Raw genomic sequence first — 20,612 nt, 5'->3', positions numbered from 1 at the left:
GGGGCGGGGCTCACCCCTCGCCGGTGGCGACGGGGTTGGCGGGGTCGGCGACCCAGTTGGACCAGGAGCCGACATACAGCGCGGCGGGAATGCCGGCGAGGGTGAGCGCGAGCACCTCGTGGGCGGCCGTCACCCCGGAACCGCAGTAGGCGCCCACCTCGGCGGCGCCGGTGACGCCCAGGGCGGCGAAGCGCTCCCGCAGCCGCCGGGCCGGCAGGAAGCGGCCGTCGGGGCCGACGTTGCCGAAGGTGGGCGCCGACACCGCGCCCGGGATGTGCCCGGCGACGGGGTCGATCGGCTCGACCTCGCCCCGGTAGCGTTCGGGCGCCCGGGCATCCAGCAGCACCCCGTTTTCGGCCAGGGCGGCGGCGCCCGCGGCGTCCAGCACCGGCATGCCGCCGGGCCGGGCGGTGAAGTCGCCCGGAGCGGGGGACGGGACGGCGGTGGTCACCTCGTGGCCCGCCGCGGTCCAGGCGCGATAGCCGCCGTCCAGCACGCGCACGTCCGGGTGCCCGAAGTAACGCAGCGTCCACCAGGCGCGGGCCGCGGCGGTGGAGTCGGCCTCGTCGTAGACCACCACCGGCCGGCCGTCAGATACGCCGGCGGCGCGCATGGCGGCCTGGAAGGCCTCCGGTGCCGGCAGCGGGTGGCGTCCCGCCGGCCCGGGCGGCCCGGCCAGGTCGCGGTCCAGGTCGATGAAGACGGCGCCGGGCAGATGGCCGCGGCGGTAGTCCGCCATGCCCGGCGGCCCGCCCAGGCGCCACCGCACGTCCAGCAGGGTCGGCGGGCCGGGCAGGCGCAGCAGTTCGGCCAGTTCGGGCACGCCGATGAGCGGGGAGCCCTCCCCGGCGCGGGCTTGCCTTCCAGGCGTCGGCGCGTCGGTCACGTCCGCCAGCCTAACCGCCGGCATCCGTGGCCGCCCGGCGCTTCGGCGTCACAGCCGGTGATCGGCGGTGATCAGCGGGACGAGCTGCTCGCGGGGGATCATCGAGCCGTGCATGCCGACCAGCATGGACGGTATCGGTTCCCGTTTGGTCGCCACGATGGCCAGGTCGCCGTGCGGCACCGCCAGCACATCGCCGATGCGGGGCAGCAGCTCCGGCGCCACCGGCCCGAACCAGCCCGCGGCCACGGCCTCCTCCCGGGTGCACACCCAGGCGCGGTCGCCGACCAGCTCCCGCCAGGCGGCCAGCACGTCGCCGGCCGCACCGGGCTCGGCGTACACGTGCCGGGCCCGCGGCTCGCCGCCGAGCTGGGCGACGCCCTCCTGGAGGGCGGGGACCTCATCGACGTCGATCCGCTCGGTGGGGTTGACCATGCCGTGGTCGGCGGTCACATACAGCACGCCGCCGGGCGGCAGGATCTCGGCGATGCGCTCGGCCAGCTGGTCCACGAAGCGCAGCTGGTAGCGCCAGGCCGGCGAGCCCGCGCCGTAAAGGTGGCCGGTGGAGTCCAGGTCGGCGTGGTAGACGGTCACATACGAGCGTTCGCCCTCCCGCAGCGCCTGCTCGGCCCGGGCCACCAGCTGTCCCAGGCTGTCGGCGGCCAGGTAGGCGGCGCCCCGGGCGGTCGCCCGGCTGAGCCCGCTGCCCCGGTAGGCCCCCGAGGCCACGTACCCCACGCTGATCCCGGCCTCCGCGGCCCGTTCATAGGCGGTGCGCGCCGGCTGGAAGGTCTGGGGGTCCACGCTGTCGTCCCAGTGCAGGCAGTTGAGCAGCCTGCCGGTGCCGGGCACCGCCACCTGGATGCCGAACAATCCGTGCCCGCCGGGGGGCAGCCCGGTCCCCAGCGAGGCCAGGCTGGTGGCGGTGGTCGCCGGGAACCCGGCGGTCAGCGCGCGTCCCGGCAGCGAGCTCAGGTAAGGCGCGTCCTGGGCGTGCTCGCGCAGCAGCTCCCAGCCGAGCCCGTCGATGATCAGCACGCAGACCCGGGGGGCCTGCGGCAGGGCCAGCACGTTCCGTCCGCCCGGCACTCCGAACGCGCCCAGCACCGACGCCGGCAGGTCGGCCAGCGCCGCGCTCCCGTACCGGGGCACCGGCGGCCCGGCGCTCACCTGGCTCCTCCCTGCGGGGACCTCACCGAAGCAGACCGCATACGCCCTCCATTCCTCGCGCCCTGCGGGCCGTTCCGGTGCCGCAGGGCATGATCCGCCGACCACGGTAGCCGTCTGCGGTCTCATCCCGGCCGGCCCGAGCGCGGCCGGGGGCATGCCCGGCCGTCGTTTCACGAGGGCGGAACGGCGGATCGCGGTGAGCGCGGCCGCCGGTGCGTTCCCGCGCCGCGGGCGCGCCGTCAGCCGGTGGCCGCGGACAGGGCCTGGGCGAAGGCCAGGACCTGGGCGACCGCGTCGGGGCCGTCGGCGGCTTCGCTGACGCGCAGCGACATGTCGTCGGCGGTCACGTTGCCGGTGTAGCCGTGGTCGGCCTCGCAGGACTCGTCCCCGCAGGTGGCCGGTTCCAGATCGATGTGGGCGATGGCTCCCCACCCGATGGTGAGCACCACCTCGGTGGGCGGGACGCCCGGCACATAGGAGGCCGGATCGGGCACCACGCGGGTCACCGCCACCGACTGGATCCGATCGAGCCGCACGACCTCGGTGGTGGTGGACGCATGCGCCTGCGGTACGCCCTCGCCCGGCGGGTGCTCGTCGGTGTGGCACACCAGCAGCCGGGTGGGCGACAGGACCAGCACGGTCACGTGCCGCCGCACCTCCATCGCCGGGTCGAAGGTGGCCTCATGGTGCACCACGTAGGCGAGCACCGGCTCGTCGCCCAACGCCGATTCGACCGCGTCCGCGACGAGTGCCGGATAGTAGCCGCTGCGCTCGATGGCGGCGCGCAACCCATGAGCCGTCGCTCGGGTGTCCCTCATGAAGTCCATCCTGCCCTGTCCGGGGTCGTGCGTGCACACGTCGGACCGGATGGGCGGTCGCCGGTCTCATCCCGGGTAGAGGACGGGCATGGACGCCACCGATCTCATGCGCCGGCCTCCGCCCGTTCCTCCGCCGCCGCCTCCCGGTCCGCACCCGCCCGTTCCGGAGCCGGAGCCTCCCATCCCGGCTCCCGAGCCGCCCATTCCCGCCCCGGAGCCGCCGATACCGCCGCCTCCGCAGCCGTCGCCTCCGCCCTCCCCGCCGCGGCCGCCCGGTCCGCTGCCGGAGCCGCCGCCGGACCCGGTCCCGCCCATCCCTCCGGAGCCGGGGCCGCCGCCGGAGCCCGGCCCTCCCCGCACGGACGGGGCCCGCGGAGATGTCAGCGGGCGACGGGCGGGGTGGGCAGGCGGCGGGGGCCGAGTTCGGGGCGGGGGCCCGGGGGCCGGGCCAGGCGCAGGGAGAGCTCGCCGACCGTGATGCCGGCGGGGCCGGCGTGCACCCGGTCCAGTTCCAGGCGGGCGACCTCGGGCAGGTCGTCGGCCAGCCGGGAGATCCGCAGCAGCAGCCGTTCCAGGGCCGCCACGTCGGCCGGCTCGGTGCCGCGGTGGCCGAACAGCAGCGGCGCGGCGCGGATGGCCCGTACCAGCTCGGCGGCCTCCACGTCGGTCAGCGGCGCCAGCCGGTAGGCGCGGTCGTCCAGCAGCGCGGCGGTGTCGTCCGACAGCCCGAAGGAGACCACGGCGCCGAAGGAGGGGTCCTCCATGGTGACGATCCTGGTCGGCGCTCCCCTGCCGGGCCTGTCGTCGATGGTGATGCCATAGCAGGCCAGCAGCCGGGCGGCCTGGTCGGCGGTGGCGGTCACCGGGCCGTCGGCGCCGTCCAGCAGCTCCTCCACCAGCGCCCGGGCGCGGTCGCGGTCGGCCTCCTCCAGGTGCGGCAACCGCCCCTGGGGGCGTCGCCGCCACAGCGCGTAGCGGGTGACGTACGCCAGGGCGCGCACGGCGTCCTCGGGGGCGGGATAGGACGGCACCGAGCCGGCCGCCGGCATCCCGTCGGGGCCGGGTGCGCGCAGCCGCTCGGGCATGCCGGCGGCGCCCAGGTAGGTCGCCACGATCGGTTTGGCGCCCGCGGCGGCCGCCCGGGTGATCGCCGTGGCCACGCCCGGGTCCACCTCGCCGATGGTCGGCGGGGTGAACAGGGCGACCACGGCGTCCACCGCCTCGTCGGCCAGCGCCTCGGTCAGCGCCCGGGCGTACTCGGCCGCGCCCGCCGCAGGCCCCAGGTCGACCGGCTCGCGCGGGGACAGTCCCAGCGCCACCGCCGCGTCCTGGGCGAGCAGGCCCAGGGAGTTGGAGTTGTCGATGATCGCCACCCGGTCGCCGGCCGGCAGCGGCTGGTAGGCCAGCAGCTGGGCGACGTCGAACAACTGGTCCAGGTCGTCCACCCGGATCACCCCGGCCTGGGCGAACAGGGCGCTGACGGCGTGGTCGGGCAGGGTGAGCGCGCGGGCGGCGTGCCCCAGCGGCACGCCCTGGGTGCTGCGGCCGGTCTTGACCGCCACGATCGGCTTGGCGCGCGAGATGCGCCGGGCCAGCCGGGTGAACTTGCGGGGGTTGCCGATCGATTCCAGGTAGAGCAGGACGACCCCGGTGGCCGGGTCCTCCTCCCAGTACTGCAGCAGGTCGTTGCCGGACACATCGGCCCGGTTGCCGGCCGACACGAACGTCGACAGGCCCAGTCCGCGTTCGGCGGCGCGCTGCAGGATGGCGATGCCCAGCGCGCCGGACTGGGAGAAGAAGCCGATCGGGCCGCGGCCGGGCATGGTGGGCGCCAGCGAGGCGTTCAGCCGCACGGCCGGGTCGGTGTTGGCGATGCCCAGGCAGTTGGGGCCGACCACGCGCATGCCGTTGGCGCGGGCCAGGCGGACCAGTTCCCGCTGGCGGGCCCGGCCTTCCTCACCGGTCTCCCCGAACCCCGCGGAGACCACCACCAGCCCGTGCACCCCTTTGCCGGCGCACTGCTCGACGACCTCGTGGACGGCCTCGGCGCGCACCGCCACCACCGCCAGGTCCACCGGGTCGGGGATGTCGAGCACCGTGCGGTAGGCCCGCACCCCGGCCACCGCGGTCGCGGTGGGGTGGACCGGGTAGACGGGGCCGGTGAAGTCGCCCGCCAGCAGGTGGCGCAGCACGGTCTGGCCGACGCTGTGGGCCTCCCGGCTGGCGCCGATCACCGCCACCGAGCCGGGGAACAGCAGCCGCTGGATGGAGCGCGACTCGGCGCGGTGCTCGCGGGCCGCCATCACCTCCAGGGACGTCTCGGTGGGCTCCAGGTCCAGCACCAGCTGCAGGATGCCGTCCTCAAAGCGCTGCCGGGCGCGGTAGCCGGCGTCCCGGAAGACCTTGGTCATCCGCCGGTTCTCCGGCAGCACGTGCGCCACGAACCGGCGCAGTCCCCGCTCGCGCGCCGCGGCCGCCACGTGTTCCAGCAGCACCGAGCCCAGCCCGCGGCCCTGGTGGGCGTCCTCCACCAGGAAGGCCACCTCGGCGGTGCCGGGCTCTTCGGGGAGGCGGTCGTAGCGGACGACCGCCACCATGGCGTCGCCGATGGTGGCGATCAGCGCGACCCGGTCGTGGTGGTCCACCGTGGTCAGGTGCTTGACCTCGCGGTCGCTCAGCCGCGGCCGGGGGGAGAAGAAGCGGTAGTAGATCGACTCGGGCGACAGCCGTTTGTGGAAGGCCCGCAGCAGGTCGGCGTCCTGTGGGCGGATGGGCCGCAGATGCGCCGTCCCGCCATCGGCCAAGACGACGTCGGCCTCCCAGTGATCGGGGTACGAGTCGCTCACCTACTCGAGAGTAGTCACCCGGTGGACGTCCCTCCCGGGGATACCGTGGCGGGCGTTCGAAGTTTTCGGTGCCAGTTCGAGACCTACTAGGGGGCCTGGAACTGTTACGGTCGATCACACGCCCCCGGAATAATCTGCTAGCGGGGCGCTATTGGTGTTGATCAAGGTGGTGACGTCATGACGCGCGTGGTCGTGGTCGGCGATCTCATGACCGATACCGTGGCACGGGCCGCTTACCCCCTGGCCAAGGGAAGCGACACCCCGGCCACGGTGACGACGCACGGGGGCGGCTCCGGGGCCAACATCGCGTCGTGGCTCGCCGTCGAGGGGTCCGAGGTCGTCTTCGTGTGCCGCCGCGGCTCGGACATCGCCGGCCGCAACCTGGACATGGAGCTCATGGGGTTCGGCGTGGACCCCCGCACGGTGATGGACAGCGAGCGCCCCACCGGCCGCTGCGTGGTGCTCGTCACCCACAAGGGCGACCGCACGATGCTGTCGGACCCGGGCGCCAACGCCGCCCTGCTGCCGGAGGACATTCCCCAGGACGTCTTCACCCAGGGCTCCCACCTGCACCTGTCGGGCTACTGCCTGCTGAGCGAGGGGGCCCGCAAGGCCGCCCGGCACGCGCTGGCGCTGGCCCGGGAGGCGCAGATGTCGATCTCGGTGGACGCCGGGTCCTCCTCGCCCCTCAAGCGGGTCGGCGCCGAGCCGTTCCTGGAGTGGACCCAGGGCGTCCGGCTGCTGATCGTCAACGCCGCCGAGGCCGAGGTGCTGACCGGCCGGGAGGAGCCGCAGGCCGCCGCCAAGGTGCTGACCGCCTGGTACCCGCAGGTGGTCATCAAGATGGGCGCCGACGGCGCGCTGTGGTACACCAACGGACGCGCCGAACCGGTGGTGGCCCCCGCCGAGCCCCTCGACAAGATCGTTGACGGCACCGGCGCCGGTGACGCCTTCATCGCCGGTTTCCTGGCCCCCTGGCTGGACGGCAAGCCGCCCGCCGAGGCGCTGGCCTCCGGCTGCCGCCTGGCCGCCCGTGCCATGTCCAATGTCGGCGCCCGCCCCGTCCTGAAGGCCGTCGACAACGAGATCAAGAAGGCCAATAACTAAGCCCGTCCGCACCGGCTTCCCGGCCGGCCCCGCCTTCGGGGGCATACCGGGCGTTCCGGCACGCCCGCCGGTCGGTCTGTTCAGCGCGGCATCCCGGCCGGGGCTCACCCCGATGGGCCACCGCGCACCGCCGGTCGTCGCCTCGCCCGCACCACCTCACCGGCGACCGGTCAGGCGCCCCGCAGCTCACCGGTCGTTCAGCACGCCCGCCGAACTTCTTCAACACGCCGTCTCCGCAGTTCGCGACGGGGACGACGGCGTGCTCGCGCACCGCCGCCGTCTGCGATGCGTTCCCAGATCGCTCCCGCACGGCCGGCGTTCCCGGCCGAGCCCCACTGATCACTTCGTCACCGCCAGGGCCAGGGGAAGAACGGCGGGGGCGCCGGCCCGGCGGAGGAGGCGGGCGGCGACGGTCATGGTCCAGCCGGTGTCGATGCGGTCGTCGACCAGCAGGACGGGGCCGGGGACGGCCGCCACCGCGGCGGCCATGCGGTCCGGGAGGGTCAGGGAGCGCCATACCGAGCGCAATCGCTGGGCGCTGTTGTGGCGGCGGGGGCCGGGGCCCCGGGAGGCGATCTCGCCCAGGTAGGGCAGGCGGCCGATGTGGGCGATGCGCTCCCCCAGGCTGGAGACCAGGCGGGGTCTGGTGCGGGAGGCGACGGCGGCCACGGCGGCGGGGCGCTCCGCCCAGTCCCAGGCGGCCAGGACCTGCACCACGGCGTTGAGGATCTCGCCGGGGACCTCGGTGTCGGGGGCGGTGTCGGCGAGCAGGGCGCGCAGCCGGTTGCCCCACCCGATGTCGGTGAGACGGCCCAGGGCACGGCCGGGCTCGGCGAGCTCGCCGGCGGGGATGCGGCCGCAGACGCCCAGGTCACCAAAGACCCCGGTGGGCCACATCCGGCGCGGGGGGACTTCGACGCCGGGGCGGCGCAGCCGCCGCCGGGCCTGTTCGGCGGTGGTCTCGGAGACCTCGGTGGGCCAGTGCCGGCCGGTGCAGTTGTCGCAGCGTCCGCAGGGGGCCGCCTGCGGGTCGTCGAGCAGACGGCGCAGGAACTCCTCCCGGCAGCCGGTGGTGTCCAGGTAGTCGAGCATCGCCTGCTGCTCGCGGGCGCGTTCGGCGGCCAGCCGGGCGTAACGGTCGGCGTCGTAGGTCCACGGGCGGCCGGTGGCCTCCCAGCCGCCCTTGACGCGGCGGACGGCGCCGTCCACGTCCAGGACCTTGAGCATCATCTCCAACCGGCTGCGGCCCAGGTCGACCAGCGGTTCCAGGGCGGCGGTGGACAGCGGGCGGCCGGCGGCGGCCAGCGCGTCCAGGGCGGCCCGCACCAGCGGCTCGGGCGGGAAGGCCAGGCTCGCGAAGTAGGACCAGATGTCCCGGTCCTCGGCGCCGGGCAGCAAGATGGCCTCGGCGCGTTCGATACCGCGCCCGGCCCGGCCGATCTGCTGGTAGTAGGCCACCGGTGACGGGGGCGCGCCCACGTGCACGATGAAGCCCAGGTCGGGTTTGTCGAAGCCCATTCCCAGGGCGCTGGTGGCGACCAGCGCTTTGAGTTCGTTGCCGAGCAGGTCCTGTTCGGCGCGCAGGCGGTCGTCGGGGTCGTCCTGCCCGGAGTAGGCGGCCACCCGGTGGCCGCGTTCGCGCAGGAAGGCGGCGATCTCGTGGGCGGCGGCGACGGTCAGGGCGTAGACGATCCCCGATCCGGGGAGTTCGCCGAGGCGCTCGGCCAGCCAGGCCAGGCGGTGCTCGGCGGTCGGCAGCCGCACGACCGCCAGATGCAGCGAGGCGCGTTCCAGGCTGCCGCGCAGCACCGGCACCTCCCCGGCGGAACCGGCCGCGGCGCCGGAAGCGAGCTGTTCACGCACGTCCTGGACGACGCGGGCGTTGGCGGTGGCGGTGGTGGCCAGCACGGGAACGCCCTCGGGCAGGTCGGCCAGCAGCGTGCGCAGCCGCCGGTAGTCGGGGCGGAAGTCGTGCCCCCAGTCGGAGATGCAGTGCGCCTCGTCCACCACGACCATCCCGGCCCCGGCCGCCAGCTTGGGCAGCACCGCGTCGCGGAAGGCGGGGTTGTTGAGCCGTTCCGGGCTGACCAGCAGCACGTCCACCACGCCCGCGTCGACCTCGGCGAACACCTGCTCCCACACCTCGGTGTTGGCCGAGTTGACGGTGCGGGCGCAGATGCCGGCCCGCTCGGCGGCGGCGATCTGGTTGCGCATCAGGGCCAGCAGCGGCGAGATGATCACCGTGGGGCCGGCGCCCCGGTCGCGCAGCAGCCGGGTGGCCACGAAGTAGACCGCCGACTTGCCCCAGCCGGTGCGCTGCACCACCAGCATCCGGCTGCGTTCGAGCACCAGTGTGCGGATCGCGTTCCACTGGTCCTCGCGCAACCGGGCCTGTTCACCGGCCAGCGCCCGCAGGCACGCCTCGGCCTCGTCCCGCAGCCCGTCGCTTGAGTCGCCCATAGTTCCTTGTTGCTTATCAGCCGCTGGGACGTCTCCACACCGAAATGCGATTTTGTGGAAAACTCTCGATCAACGCCGAAGACCGCGGCCCGGCGGCGGAAGACCCCGCCGGAAGCGCGACACGCCGAGCCCGCCGTCGACGATCCGCTCCCGGCCCGTGGTGAAGGCGATCTCAAAGGCCGGGAAGGGCACGGCGGCGATCCCCTCCGGTGCCGCCGCGCCGCCTCAGCGGAGCGGTTCGAGCCGCCCCGGCCGTTCCCCGACCCGCCCGCGGCCCAAAGGTCCTCCGGCCGGGCGGTCAGATCCAGCCGCGGTCGCGGGCGGCGCGGACGGCGGCGTGCCGGTTGTCGGCGCCCAGCTTGGTGACCGCGGCCGACAGGTAGTTGCGGACGGTGCCCTCCGACAGGCCCATGCTGCGGGCGATCTTGGAGATCGGGGAGCCGTCGGCGGCGGCGCGCAGCGCGTCCAGCTCCCGCGGGGTCAGCGGGCACTCCTCGGCGGCCAGCGCGTCGGCGGCCAGCTGCGGGTCGATGTAGCGGGCCCCGCCGGCCACCTGGCGGATCACCTCGGCCAGCCGAGAGCCGGGGGCGTCCTTGCCGAGGAAGCCGCGCACCCCGGCGGCCATGGCGCGGCGCAGGTTGCCGGGCCGGCCGTGCGCGGTGACGATGATCAACCGGCAGGAGGGCACCTCGCGGGAGAGGCGTTCGGCGGCGGCCAGACCGTCCATGCCGGGCATGTCGATGTCGAGCACCGCCACGTCCGGGCGCAGCGCGCGGGCCTGCTCCACCGCCTCATCGCCGCGTCCCACATCGGCGACGACCTCGATGCCCTCCTCGGTCTCCAGCAGCAGGACCAGCGCCTCCCTGATCAGCAGGTGGTCGTCGGCCAGCAGCACCCGGATCATGCCGTTCCCTCCGCCCCGGTCCGCGCCGCCTCCGCCGGCGCCCGCACCGGCACCGCGGCCCGCACCGCGAACGTGCCGTCGCCGCGGTGGCCGGCGGAAAAGCTCCCGCCGACGGCGGCGATCCGCTCGGCCAGCCCGGTCAGGCCGCTGCCGTGCTCGGCGGCGGCGCGGCGGCCGGCCCCGTCGTTGACGATCTCCAGATGCACGCCGTGGCCGTCCACGCTCACCTCGATGCGGCACCAGGTGGCGGTGCTGTGGCGCAGCACGTTGGTGACCGCCTCGCGGGCCACCCAGCCCAGCGGCTCGTGGACGTGGGCGGGCAGGTCGGGCACCCGCGGGGGGCGGCAGCGGATGCCGGCGGCGCTGAGCACCGCCGAGGCGCCGTCCAGCTCGGTGCGCAGCGAGGTGGCGCGGTAGCCGCGGACGACCTCGCGGACGTCGTGCACGCAGTCGCGGGCCATGCGCTGGATCTCGGTCAGCTCCTTGCGCACCCGTGCCACGTCGCGGTCCAGGTACCGTTCGGCGACCTCGGCCCGCAGCGCCACCGCCTGCAGGCTGTGGCCGAGCACGTCGTGCAGGTCGCGGGCGAAGCGCTGCCGCTCCTCCCCCACCGCGGCGCGGGCCAGCTCGGCGCGGGCCTGGCGCAGCTCGGTGACCACGTGGAACAGCCAGAAAGAGATGTAGCCCGACAGCGCGGCGAACGGGAACCAGAAGAACTCATACACCATGGTCGGCACCGGCAGGCCCAGCGCCAGCCCGTAGCCGGTGATGCCCAGCGCCCCGATCGCGGTGACCGGCACCGCCACCCGCAGCGGCAGCACCAGCGGGATCAGCCCGGCCGGCATCACCAGCGCCGCCGCCCAGTCCGGGCCCAGCACCGCCGGCAGCAGGCAGGAGATGACCGCGATGACGGCCAGGCCCACCCGGTGGCGGGGGTGGGTGCGGCGCATCAGGTTGCCCCACAGCAGCCGCCCGTACAGCCCCAGCAGCCCGGCCACGCTGAGCAGGGCGTACAGGGAGCGGTCCAGGTCGTGGCGGAGGACGATCTCCCGCCACAGCGAGGGCAGCAGTGTTCCCCCCAGCGCCACCAGCGACATTCCCACGATCGCGGTGGCGAGCACGGGGGTTCGGGGAACGCGCAACTGCACCGGTTCTGCTCTCCGTCCGCGACAGAGGGGGCGGGACCCGCTCAGGGTATGCGAAACGGCGTCATCGGGCGTGCCGCACCGGGTCTTTCAGGACGGGCGCCAGTCGGCGTTGGCGCCGCATAGCACCAGGCACGGATGCTCTCCGGGGACCTTGCCGGCGAGCCAGGCGGCGAAGGGCACCGCCGCGGCCGGTTCGACGGCCAGGCGCAGCTCCTCCCACAGCCGGTCCCGGGCGGCCAGGATCTGCTCGTCACTGACCAGGACGCACGTGGTGGGCCGGGCCCGCAGCAGGGCGAACGGCAGCCGGCCCACGCGCGAGGCGCCCAGTGCGGAGGCGGCCACGGAGTCCACCGGCGCCTCGACCGGCTCGCCGGCGGCGAACGCCGCGTGCAGGGCGTTGCAGTGCTCGGGTTCCGCCGCCACCAGGGCGCGGCCGGGGCCGAGGGCCAGGCCGACGCCGGCCGCCAGGCCCGCGCCGCCCACCGCCACGGCGACGGTGTCGCAGTGGGGGGCCTGCTCGATGATCTCCAGCCCGACCGTGCCCTGTCCGGCGATCACCTCGGGGTGGTCGTAGGGGTGCAGGAAGGCCGCGCCCGTGGCGGCGGCCTCGGCGCGGGCGGCCTCCTCGGCCTCGGCGTAGCGGTCGCCGCAGCGGACGACCTGCGCGCCGGCGGCGGCGATGCGGCGCACCTTGACCTCGGGGGCGGAGCGCGGCACGTAGATCCGCGCGGGGACGCCGCACAGGCGGGCCGCCTCGGCCACCCCGAGCCCGTGGTTGCCGCCCGAGGCGGCCACCACCCGGTGGACGTCGCGGCCGCCGCGCAGGGCGTTGAGCGCGCCGCGGAACTTGAACGAGCCGGTCACCTGCAGGTGCTCCAGCTTGAAGGTGACGGGACGGCCGTCGATCCGGGTGGTCAGCACCGGGGTGCGGCGCGCATGGGGCGCGATCCGCTCCGCCGCCGCCCGGACGTCTTCTGTGGCCGGCAGGGCTTCGATGGTGTCGCTTGTCATGCCCAGGAGTCTCGTCCCCTTGCCCCTTAAGCACCAGTAAGGATCTATGGGAAGCCTTTAGAATCGCTTAATGGCGCTGAGCATCACCGGGTTGCGCGCTTTGGTGGCGGTGAGCCGAGCCGGGTCCATCACCGCTGCGGCCGAGCAGATGTCGTTCACCCCCTCGGCCCTGTCGCAGCAGCTGGCCAAACTGGAGCAGGAGGCGGGGTGCCCGCTGCTGGTGCGGACCGCCTCCGGGGCGCATCCGACCGAGGCCGGCCGGGTGCTGCTGCGGCACGCCGAACGCGTGCTGGGCGAGCTGCGGGACGCCGAAGAGGCGGTGCGCACGGCGGCCGGCAGGCAGCCGCAGCACCTGTCGGTCGGCACGTTCGCCAGCGCCGGCAAGACGCTGCTGCCGGAGGCGCTGGCCGCCTTCCGCCGGGTCAACCCCGGGGTGCGGCTGTCGCTGCTGGACCTGGAGCCGCCGCGCGGCTACGACCTGGTGACCTCCCGGGACCTGGACCTGCTGGTGACCCACCGCTACCCCGGCGGGTCCCTGCCCGCGGCGCCCGGGCTGCGGCGCGAGCTGCTTTTGACCGACCCGCTGCTGGTGGTGCTGCCGCCCGAGCACCCGCTCGCCGACCGGCCCGCCGTCTCCTTCGCCGACCTGGCCGGCGAGGAGTGGATCTCCGGCGAGCCCGGGGTGCACAACCGGGTGTGCCTGGAGACGGTCGCCGCGCAGACCGGCGTGCCGGTCCGCACCGCCTACGAGACCCACGACTATGAGGTGACGCTGGCGCTCATCGCGGCGGGCATCGGCGTCGCCCTGGTGCCCAGCACCGCCCTGCGGCACACCGCCTCCCCCGCCTTCGCCGCCCGCCCGCTGCGCGGCCTTTCCCTGGCCCGCGAGATCTACATCGTGCATCGCCGCCGTCCGCCCCGCCTGGCCGCCGACCTGCTGGGGATCTTGCAGCGCTTCGCCGGGGAGCTGTCCCGGGAGCTGCCCGTCCGGGGGAAGGGAGATGAGGCGCCCCCTGGCGGCCTGCCGGGAAGTCCCCTCGGACCGGCCGTTTGAGACAAGGCCGCCACGTGAGCGCGGGTCAGGCGGCGCGCAGGGAGCCGGAGGCACGGCCGATGGTCAGGCGCCCCTCCTCCAGCACCCCGACCCGGTCGGCGGCGCACGCCTCGTCCAGGTCGCGGGTGGCCAGCAGGATCGTCACCCCCGCACCGGCCAGGTCCCGCAGCAGCCCGCGGATCGCGTGGGCGTCGGTGGCGGGCAGGCCCGCGGTGGGCTCGTCCAAAAGCAGCACCTCGGCGCGGCCCACCAGGGCCAGCGCCAGGTCCAGCCGCCGCAGGCCGGCCGGGCCCAGCCGCTCAAAGCGCGTGCCGGCGCGGCGGTCCAGCCCGACCAGTCCCAGCACCTCGTCCCGGTCGAGCGGGTTCACCGTCCAGCGGCGCCAGGCGTCGACCACCTCGGCGACGGTCAGGCCCGGGAACAGCCCGCCCTCCCGCCACACGGTGCCCACCGGCAGCCGCTCCGAAGGCGCATACGGGTCCGCTCCCATGACCCGCACCGTCCCGGACATGGGGCGCCGGCACCCGGCGACCGTCTCCAGCAGCGTCGTCTTCCCGGAGCGGTACCCGCCCAGCAGCGCGTAGACGGTGCCCCGCGCGACGGTGAACGAGACACCGCGCACGGTCTCGACCCCGCCGTGCCCGGCGGTCAGCTCGCGTACCTCGATCACATGGTCGCTCATGGCGTCCATGCTTCCCGCGCACGGCGGGAACGTGCAGTCACGAGCGTCAGGAACCGGCCGGGATATTCGCAGGCTCAGGCCATGACATATGTCAGGGTGCGGGGGCCAGGATCTCCGGGGTCAGCTCCTGCGGCCCAGTGAACCCGGAGAGCATCATGGTCAGCTCCAGCTCGGCCAGCAGGCAGCGCAGCACGTGCCGCACGCCCGCCTGCCCGGCCAGCCCCAGCCCGTAGGCGTACGGCCGGGCCACCAGCACCGCCCGGGCGCCCAGGGCCAGCGCCTTGACGATGTCGGCCCCGGTGCGGATGCCGCTGTCGAACAGCACCTCGGCCCGCTCCCCGACCGCCTCCACCACGCCGGGCAGCGCGTCCAGCGCCGCCATCGCCCCGTCCACCTGGCGTCCGCCGTGGTTGGAGACGATGACGCCGTCCATCCCGGCGTCCACCGCGCGGCGGGCGTCGTCGGGGTGCAGGATGCCCTTGAGCGCGATGGGCCCGTCCCAGTGCTCCCGCAGGAACGGCAGGTCGTCCCAGGTGAGCGTGGGGTCCCCGAAGTCGGCCACCCACTGCAGGATCGCCGCGTCCCGGTTGGCGTCGGTGATCGGGCCGCCCACCGCCTTCTGGAAGGCCGGGTCGGTGAAGTAGTTGGCCACTCCGATGCCGCGCAGGAACGGCAGGTAGGCGGTGTCCAGGTCGCGGGGCCGCCAGCCCATCGCGTAGGTGTCGAGGGTGACCACCAGCGCCGTGTAGCCGGCGGCCTTGGCGCGCTCCAGGAAACTGGCCGCCACGTCCCGGTTCTTGGACCAATACAGCTGGAACCAGCGGGGCGAGCCCTCTCCGCTCGCCTCGGCCGCCTCCTCCATGGTGACCGACGACACCGAGCTGAGCACCATGGGCACGCCCAGCTCGGCCGCCGCGCGGGCCACCCCCGGCTCTGCGTCCGGGTGCAGGATCGACAGCACCCCGATCGGCCCCACCACCAGCGGGGCGGGCATCGCCGTGCCCAGCACCCGCACCGAAAGGTCCCGCCGGGAGGTGTCGCGCAGCATCCGGGGGACGATCCGCCACCGGTCGAAGGCCGCCCGGTTGGCCGCGGCCGTCGCCTCGGCGCCCGCCGAGCCGGCCACATACCCGAACGCCCCGGCCGGCAACCGCCGTTCGGCCAGCTTCTCCAGCTTGGTCAGGTCGGTGGGCAGCTCGGGGCGGACGTCGCCGAGCCCGTTCAGGTAGATCTCGTTCTGGAAGTTCGCATGCGAGCCCATCGCCACCTCCACCGGCCGTCATGTCGGGGACGTCTCAATGTGCCACGAAATGTGCCACGAGAGGTCCCCGGCCGGGAACGACCGGCGCGGGCACGCCCCGTGCGGCCGAAACCGTCCCCGGGACCGGCCACAATGTGGGCATGGCACGACGCGGATCCCCAGCACCCCCTCCCCCGCCGGACTTCGAGGAGAACATCATCGACGTCGATGTCTCCGAGGAGATGCGGGGCAGCTTCCTCGAGTACGCCTACTCGGTCATCTACAGCCGGGCCCTGCCGGACGCCCGGGACGGGCTCAAGCCCGTCCAGCGCCGGATCCTGTACTCGATGAACGAGATGGGGCTGCGGCCCGACCGCGGCCATGTCAAGTGCGCCCGGGTCGTCGGCGAGGTGATGGGCAAGCTGCACCCGCACGGCGACAGCGCCATCTACGACGCCATGGTGCGCATGGCCCAGCCGTGGGCGATGCGGATGCCGCTGGTGGACGGGCACGGCAACTTCGGCTCGCTGGGCGGCGACGACCTGCCGGCCGCCATGCGCTACACCGAGGCCCGCCTGTCCAACGAGGCCATGTTGATGGTGGACGCCATCGACGAGGAGACCGTCGACTTTCGGCCCAACTACGACGGGCAGGAGCGCGAGCCGGAGGTGCTGCCCGCGGCCTTCCCGAACCTGCTGGTCAACGGGGCCTCGGGGATCGCGGTCGGGATGGCCACCAACATGGCCCCGCACAACCTGGGGGAGGTGGTGGCCGCCGCCCGGCACCTGCTGGAGCACCCCGACGCCACGCTCGAGGAGCTGATGCAGTTCGTGCCCGGTCCCGACCTGCCCACCGGCGGGATCATCGTGGGGCTGGAGGGCATCCGCGACGCCTACGCCAAGGGCCGGGGCACCTTCCGCATGCGCGCCACCGCGCGGATCGAGAACGTCACCCCCCGCCGCAAGGGCATCGTGGTCACCGAGCTGCCCTACGGGGTCGGTCCCGAACGCGTCATCGCCAAGATCAAGGACCTGGTCCAGGCCAAGAAGCTGACCGGCATCTCCGACCTGAAGGACCTCACCGACCGCACCACCGGGCTGCGGCTGGTCATCGAGGTCAAAAACGGCTTCAACCCCGAGGCCGTGCTGGCCGAGCTGTACCGGCTCACCCCCATGGAGGAGACCTTCGGCATCAACAACGTGGCGCTGGTCGACGGCCAGCCGCGCACGCTGGGCCTGCGGGAGCTGCTGCAGGTCTATGTGGACCACCGCCTGGAGGTGGTGCGCCGCCGCAGCGAGTTCCGCCGCCGCAAGCGCCAGGAGCGGCTGCACCTGGTCGAAGGGCTGCTGGTCGCGCTGCTCAACATCGACGAGGTCATCGCGATCATCCGCGACAGCGACGACTCCGCCCAGGCCAAGCGGCGCCTGATGGAGACCTTCGAGCTGTCGGAGATCCAGGCCCAGTACATCCTGGACACCCCGCTGCGCCGGCTGACCCGCTTCGACCGGCTGGAGCTGGAAAAAGAGTCCGAGCAGCTCGGCAAGGAGATCGCCCGGCTGACCGCGATCTTGGAGTCCGACCGCAAGCTGCGCAAGCTGGTCGCCAAGGAGCTGGGCGAGGTGGCCAAGAAGTTCAGCACCCCGCGCCGCACCGTGCTGCTGGAGTCCTCCGGGCAGACGGCCGCCGCCGTCCCGCTGGAGGTCCCCGACGAGCCGTGCCTGGTGCTGCTGTCCTCCACCGGGCTGCTGGCCCGCACCGCCGGCCCCGGCCCGCTGCCCGCCGAGAGCGGCAGCGGCCCGCACGATGTGCTGGCCGCGGTGGTGCGCGCCACCACCCGCGGCGAGGTCGGCCTGGTCACCTCCGCCGGACGGATGATCAAGGTGGAGGTGCTGGACCTGCCGGCGCTGCCGCCCGGCGACGGCCCGCCGTCACTGGCCGGCGGCGCCCCGATCAGCGAGTACACCACGCTGGCCGACGGGGAGCGCGTGGTCGGGCTGGGCTCGCTGACCGGACACGGCCCCGGCCTGGCCCTGGGCACCGAACAGGGCGTGGTCAAACGGGTGGTGCCCGACTACCCGGCCAACCGGGAGGAGTTCGAGGTCATCTCCCTCAAGGACGGCGACCGCGTGGTCGGCGCCGTGGAGCTGGCCTCCGACGAGCACGACCTGGTCTTCATCACCAGCGACGCCCAGCTGCTGCGCTATGCCGCCGCCAACGTCCGCCCGCAGGGCCGCGCCGCCGCCGGCATGGCCGGCATCAAGCTGTCGGAGGGCGCCCGCGTCATCTGGTTCGGCACCGTCGACCCGGACCGGGAGTCCCGCGTGGTGACGATCGCCGGTTCCTCCACCGCCTTGCCCGGCACCCAGAACGGGGCCGTCAAGGTCTCCGACTATGCGGTCTTCCCGCGCAAGGGCCGCGCCACCGGCGGCGTCCGCTCCCACCGCTTCCTCAAGGGCGAGGACGTCCTGCTGCGGGCGTGGGCCGGTCCGGCCCCGCTGCGCGCCGTCTCCGAGGCCGGCAAAACCGTGGAGCTGCCCGCCGAGCTGGGCCGCCGTGACGGCTCCGGGGACAAGCTCCCCACCGCCATCGCCGCCATCGGCGGTGCGATCGGCTCGCTCCTGCCTCCCCTGCCCGAGGAGCCGCCCGAGCCCTCCGCCGAATAGCCACCCGTTGCTCCCGTGGCCGCTCCCGGCCACGGGAGCAACGGTCATCGCCCCGGTTTCCGCTGGGCGTCCTCAGAACGCTCCGGACGCCTCGGCGTGGTCCCGGTGTCCAAGACGATCCCGAACGGCCCGGGCAGGTCGAGCTTGTCGCCGACCGGCACGGCCGCCATCGGCGAATGACCGCCCGGCTCCGGCCCCGAATACAGGGTGATCCCGGCGTCCCGAGGGTCGATGACCAGGTAAATCGGGATCTCGCTGCGCGCGCAGGCGCCCCGTTCGACCTCATGGTCGCCGTGCCCGCTGGACGGAAGAGGCCACCTCGACCGCCGGCAGCACGTCCTTGGCAAGGGTCAGCCATTGATGATCGATGGATTCGTCCAGTGGGCAGAGAAGAGATCCGGCTGCACCTTGTCGGAGGTCTTCGCTAGTTCCACTGCGCCATGGGCCAGCAGATCCCAGTCCCGTTCCGCGCACAGGCCCAGTAGCTCCGCCGTCAGCCAGGTGACGACGCGGTTGTGCAGCTTGATCGGCGTCGGGTTCACAATGAGCCGCTCATCGAGCAGTTCGGCCCGCAGCCCCGGCATGTCGAACGACTCGTAGATCTCCCCCAGGCGCAGGCGCGTGGACTGCTCGCCCATCTCGGGAGCCACCTCCTGCCGGACCATCGCAAGGAGCATGGCTCTGCCCTCTCCCGTTCTCCCTGTCACGTGCTATGTGTCAATCTGGACACGAAGCGCACTATCCAAGGTCGACTGAAGACGGCAAATTTCTGCAGATCCGCACCAACTCACTATAAGCGCGCACGACAAACTCTCAGATCAGGAAAAGCACACTCCTGTTCACAGTTTCCATTGAAGACGGCCCGTGAAATTCGTTCGGTGTCAGGCCGGCCAGTGAGGCTTTCTCGATGGGCCTTTTCGACACGCCGTTCCGGAGGTCGCCTGCTGGGGCGCTACATCCGGGAACTCCGCTGTGACCTGCGACATCATGGCGCTGGAAACCGCCCTAGCCCCGTCCTAGACCTCGAAGGCCACGTACCGAAAAGGCGCCCTTGCGCCGGATCGCTCTCGACTGGGGCGACAGCACACCGGCGCCGTTCCGATGGGCGCCGTGCACCCGGATCGCCCTCCTCATTTCGATGAGAAAACCTCAGTTCCGGTACACGCGGCTACAGCGGTCTGCCGTGACCCACCGGAAGTCGACATGGCGGCAGGTGAGCAAGGGCCGAGCACGCACATCTCGACACAAAAACCCTCACCATGATTTCAATACCGCCGTAGTTTTACCGGGAAATATGTCCCGGACCTCAGGAGCACCACGAGCAGCGCCCCTTTCCCGGTGAACGCCGAAGGCCGGGAGCGGCGGGCCGGCGGCCCCCACCCCAAGGTCCGCCTCGGGCGGCCTGCCGCTCCCGGCGGCCGGAGGACGCCGAAGGCGACGGGCGCAGGCCCCGCGCCGCACTGACGGCGCCCTCCGGGCTCGGCCGGTGAGGACACAAGCACCGGGCCGAGCCGTCGGTGAGCCCTGCCGCCCCGCCGCCACAGCGGGTGCCCGCTTCCAGGGCGTCCCGCATGGCGGCGGGCAGGGCGAGTTCAACAGTCCGGTTCGATCGCCTCCCGTATCGGAGGGAAGGCTCCGGCTTGTCGGGCACGCACGGCCGGGAGGCGGCCTCGGCGGCCCGTTCCCGCGGCGTTTTCGGTCGCGTCCCCTCCGGGCAGACATGCAGGCGGACGCCACGGCACCCTTCGGCGCCGAAAAGGGGGGGTGGAAAGTCCGGCTCCGGCAGGTCTTTTCACGCCGGCCGGCAGGGCGCGCACGTCGCCTCGGAGGGTTGTCGCCACGGGGGCGCGGTCAGCGCGGACACAGGGCGCTGGCCACGCGACAGAAGTCGATGTGGCCTCTGCTGGTCAGGCGCTTGTTCGACGGCACGCAACGAGCGTAGGCACACCCCGCACAAAAAATCAACTTTCTAGATAGGAAATATTTGAAAAGCTCAGTCGGGCGGCGGGCCGACTCTGTCAGGATGGTGTCATGGCCATCGCTTCGTTCATGGTTCCGCTCGGAACGCCGGCTCCCGACTTCACGCTCCCGGCGATCACGGGCGGCACGGTGTCGCTGAAGGACCTGTCGGGCGCCCCCGCGGTGCTGGTGATGTTCCTGTCCAACCACTGCCCGTACGTGCGGCGGATCGAGTCCGCCCTGGGCTCGGTCGTGGCCGGATACCGGGACAAGGGCCTGGCCGCCGTGGCCATCTGCAGCAACGACGTGACCAACTACCCCGACGACGGCCCCGACCACCTGCGCGAGCAGGCCGAGCGGGCCGGCTTCACCTTCCCCTACCTGGTGGACGAGACCCAGGAGGTGGCCAAGGCCTACCGGGCGGCCTGCACCCCCGACTTCTTCCTCTACGACCGGGACCTGCGCCTGGCCTACCGGGGCCAGTTCGACGGCGCCCGGCCCGGCAACGACGTCCCCGCCGACGGCAGCTCCCTGCGCGCCGCCATCGACCTGGTGCTGGCCGGCAAGACCGTGCCCGAGCCGCACATCCCCAGCCTCGGCTGCGGCATCAAGTGGAAGCCGGGCAACGAACCGGCCTGACCCCGGCAGGGCGCTTTCCGCGGATGGC

The 20,612-nt window shown here is 73.6% G+C and carries 15 protein-coding genes; 4 read left to right on the top strand and 11 right to left on the bottom strand.

The genetic code is table 11. The features are described 5' to 3' along the window. Positions 1-10: 10 nt before the first annotated feature. The 4 genes from BUE48_RS08075 to BUE48_RS08060 form a co-directional block, all read right to left on the bottom strand. The gene (locus BUE48_RS08075) at positions 11-886 is read right to left on the bottom strand and encodes a sulfurtransferase (RefSeq protein ID WP_286989567.1); all 876 of its coding nucleotides are present in this window, start codon (positions 884-886) and stop codon (positions 11-13) included. A 48-nt stretch (positions 887-934) separates the two neighbouring features. After that, positions 935-2,053 carry an alkaline phosphatase family protein gene (locus BUE48_RS08070; protein ID WP_012851990.1) on the bottom strand — a complete coding sequence of 373 codons (1,119 nt, stop codon included), beginning with the start codon at positions 2,051-2,053 and terminating at the stop codon, positions 935-937. A 239-nt stretch (positions 2,054-2,292) separates the two neighbouring features. Then, positions 2,293-2,871: a DUF5998 family protein gene (locus BUE48_RS08065; protein ID WP_012851989.1), complete on the bottom strand. Its 579-nt coding sequence runs from the start codon at positions 2,869-2,871 to the stop codon at positions 2,293-2,295. Between the two features lie 380 nt (positions 2,872-3,251). Next, a complete protein-coding gene (locus BUE48_RS08060; protein WP_012851988.1) occupies positions 3,252-5,717 on the bottom strand; it encodes a bifunctional acetate--CoA ligase family protein/GNAT family N-acetyltransferase in 2,466 nt (821 codons plus the stop codon). Positions 5,718-5,894: 177 nt separating this feature from the next. Here BUE48_RS08060 and BUE48_RS08055 point away from each other — a divergent pair, with 177 nt between their 5' ends. Continuing rightward, positions 5,895-6,824 carry a carbohydrate kinase family protein gene (locus tag BUE48_RS08055; RefSeq protein WP_286989566.1) on the top strand — a complete coding sequence of 310 codons (930 nt, stop codon included), beginning with the start codon at positions 5,895-5,897 and terminating at the stop codon, positions 6,822-6,824. A gap of 339 nt (positions 6,825-7,163) precedes the next feature. On the opposite strand, the gene BUE48_RS08050 is transcribed toward BUE48_RS08055, so the two are convergent. The 4 genes from BUE48_RS08050 to BUE48_RS08035 form a co-directional block, all read right to left on the bottom strand. Then, positions 7,164-9,284, bottom strand: coding sequence for a RecQ family ATP-dependent DNA helicase (locus BUE48_RS08050; protein WP_286989565.1), 2,121 nt, complete (start codon positions 9,282-9,284; stop codon positions 7,164-7,166). Positions 9,285-9,582: 298 nt separating this feature from the next. Further along, positions 9,583-10,188 carry a response regulator transcription factor gene (locus BUE48_RS08045; protein ID WP_012851984.1) on the bottom strand — a complete coding sequence of 202 codons (606 nt, stop codon included), beginning with the start codon at positions 10,186-10,188 and terminating at the stop codon, positions 9,583-9,585. Next, complete coding sequence (locus BUE48_RS08040) at positions 10,185-11,336, bottom strand: sensor histidine kinase (protein ID WP_286989564.1); 1,152 nt, start codon at positions 11,334-11,336, stop codon at positions 10,185-10,187. Before BUE48_RS08040 ends, BUE48_RS08045 begins: the two co-directional genes overlap by 4 nt. Before the next feature lie 87 nt (positions 11,337-11,423). Then, entirely contained in the window at positions 11,424-12,347 is a 924-nt protein-coding gene (locus BUE48_RS08035) for a threonine/serine dehydratase (protein WP_286989563.1), read from the bottom strand. A gap of 70 nt (positions 12,348-12,417) precedes the next feature. On the opposite strand from BUE48_RS08035, the gene BUE48_RS08030 reads away from it, so the two are divergent. Beyond that, positions 12,418-13,401, top strand: a complete 984-nt coding sequence (locus tag BUE48_RS08030) for a LysR family transcriptional regulator (RefSeq protein WP_286989562.1) — start codon at positions 12,418-12,420, stop codon at positions 13,399-13,401. Positions 13,402-13,426: 25 nt separating this feature from the next. Here BUE48_RS08030 and BUE48_RS08025 read toward each other — a convergent pair whose 3' ends face one another. After that, entirely contained in the window at positions 13,427-14,083 is a 657-nt protein-coding gene (locus BUE48_RS08025; protein ID WP_012851980.1) for an ATP-binding cassette domain-containing protein, read from the bottom strand. Between the two features lie 91 nt (positions 14,084-14,174). Then, on the bottom strand, positions 14,175-15,344 hold the full coding sequence (locus BUE48_RS08020) for a lactate 2-monooxygenase (RefSeq protein WP_286989561.1): 1,170 nt from the start codon (positions 15,342-15,344) through the stop codon (positions 14,175-14,177). A 140-nt stretch (positions 15,345-15,484) separates the two neighbouring features. On the opposite strand from BUE48_RS08020, the gene BUE48_RS08015 reads away from it, so the two are divergent. Beyond that, on the top strand, positions 15,485-17,986 hold the full coding sequence (locus tag BUE48_RS08015; protein WP_286989559.1) for a DNA gyrase/topoisomerase IV subunit A: 2,502 nt from the start codon (positions 15,485-15,487) through the stop codon (positions 17,984-17,986). A 350-nt stretch (positions 17,987-18,336) separates the two neighbouring features. On the opposite strand, the gene BUE48_RS08010 is transcribed toward BUE48_RS08015, so the two are convergent. Further along, entirely contained in the window at positions 18,337-18,651 is a 315-nt protein-coding gene (locus BUE48_RS08010; RefSeq protein ID WP_286989558.1) for a PDDEXK family nuclease, read from the bottom strand. 1,366 nt (positions 18,652-20,017) lie between these two features. Between BUE48_RS08010 and BUE48_RS08005 the strand changes: the two genes are divergently transcribed. Beyond that, positions 20,018-20,584 carry a thioredoxin family protein gene (locus BUE48_RS08005; RefSeq protein WP_286989556.1) on the top strand — a complete coding sequence of 189 codons (567 nt, stop codon included), beginning with the start codon at positions 20,018-20,020 and terminating at the stop codon, positions 20,582-20,584. Positions 20,585-20,612 lie beyond the last annotated feature (28 nt).

Source organism: Thermomonospora sp. CIF 1 (assembly GCF_001896795.1).
Classification (GTDB): Bacteria; Actinomycetota; Actinomycetes; order Streptosporangiales; family Streptosporangiaceae; genus Thermomonospora; species Thermomonospora curvata.
This window is presented reverse-complemented; position numbering and strand designations above follow the sequence as displayed.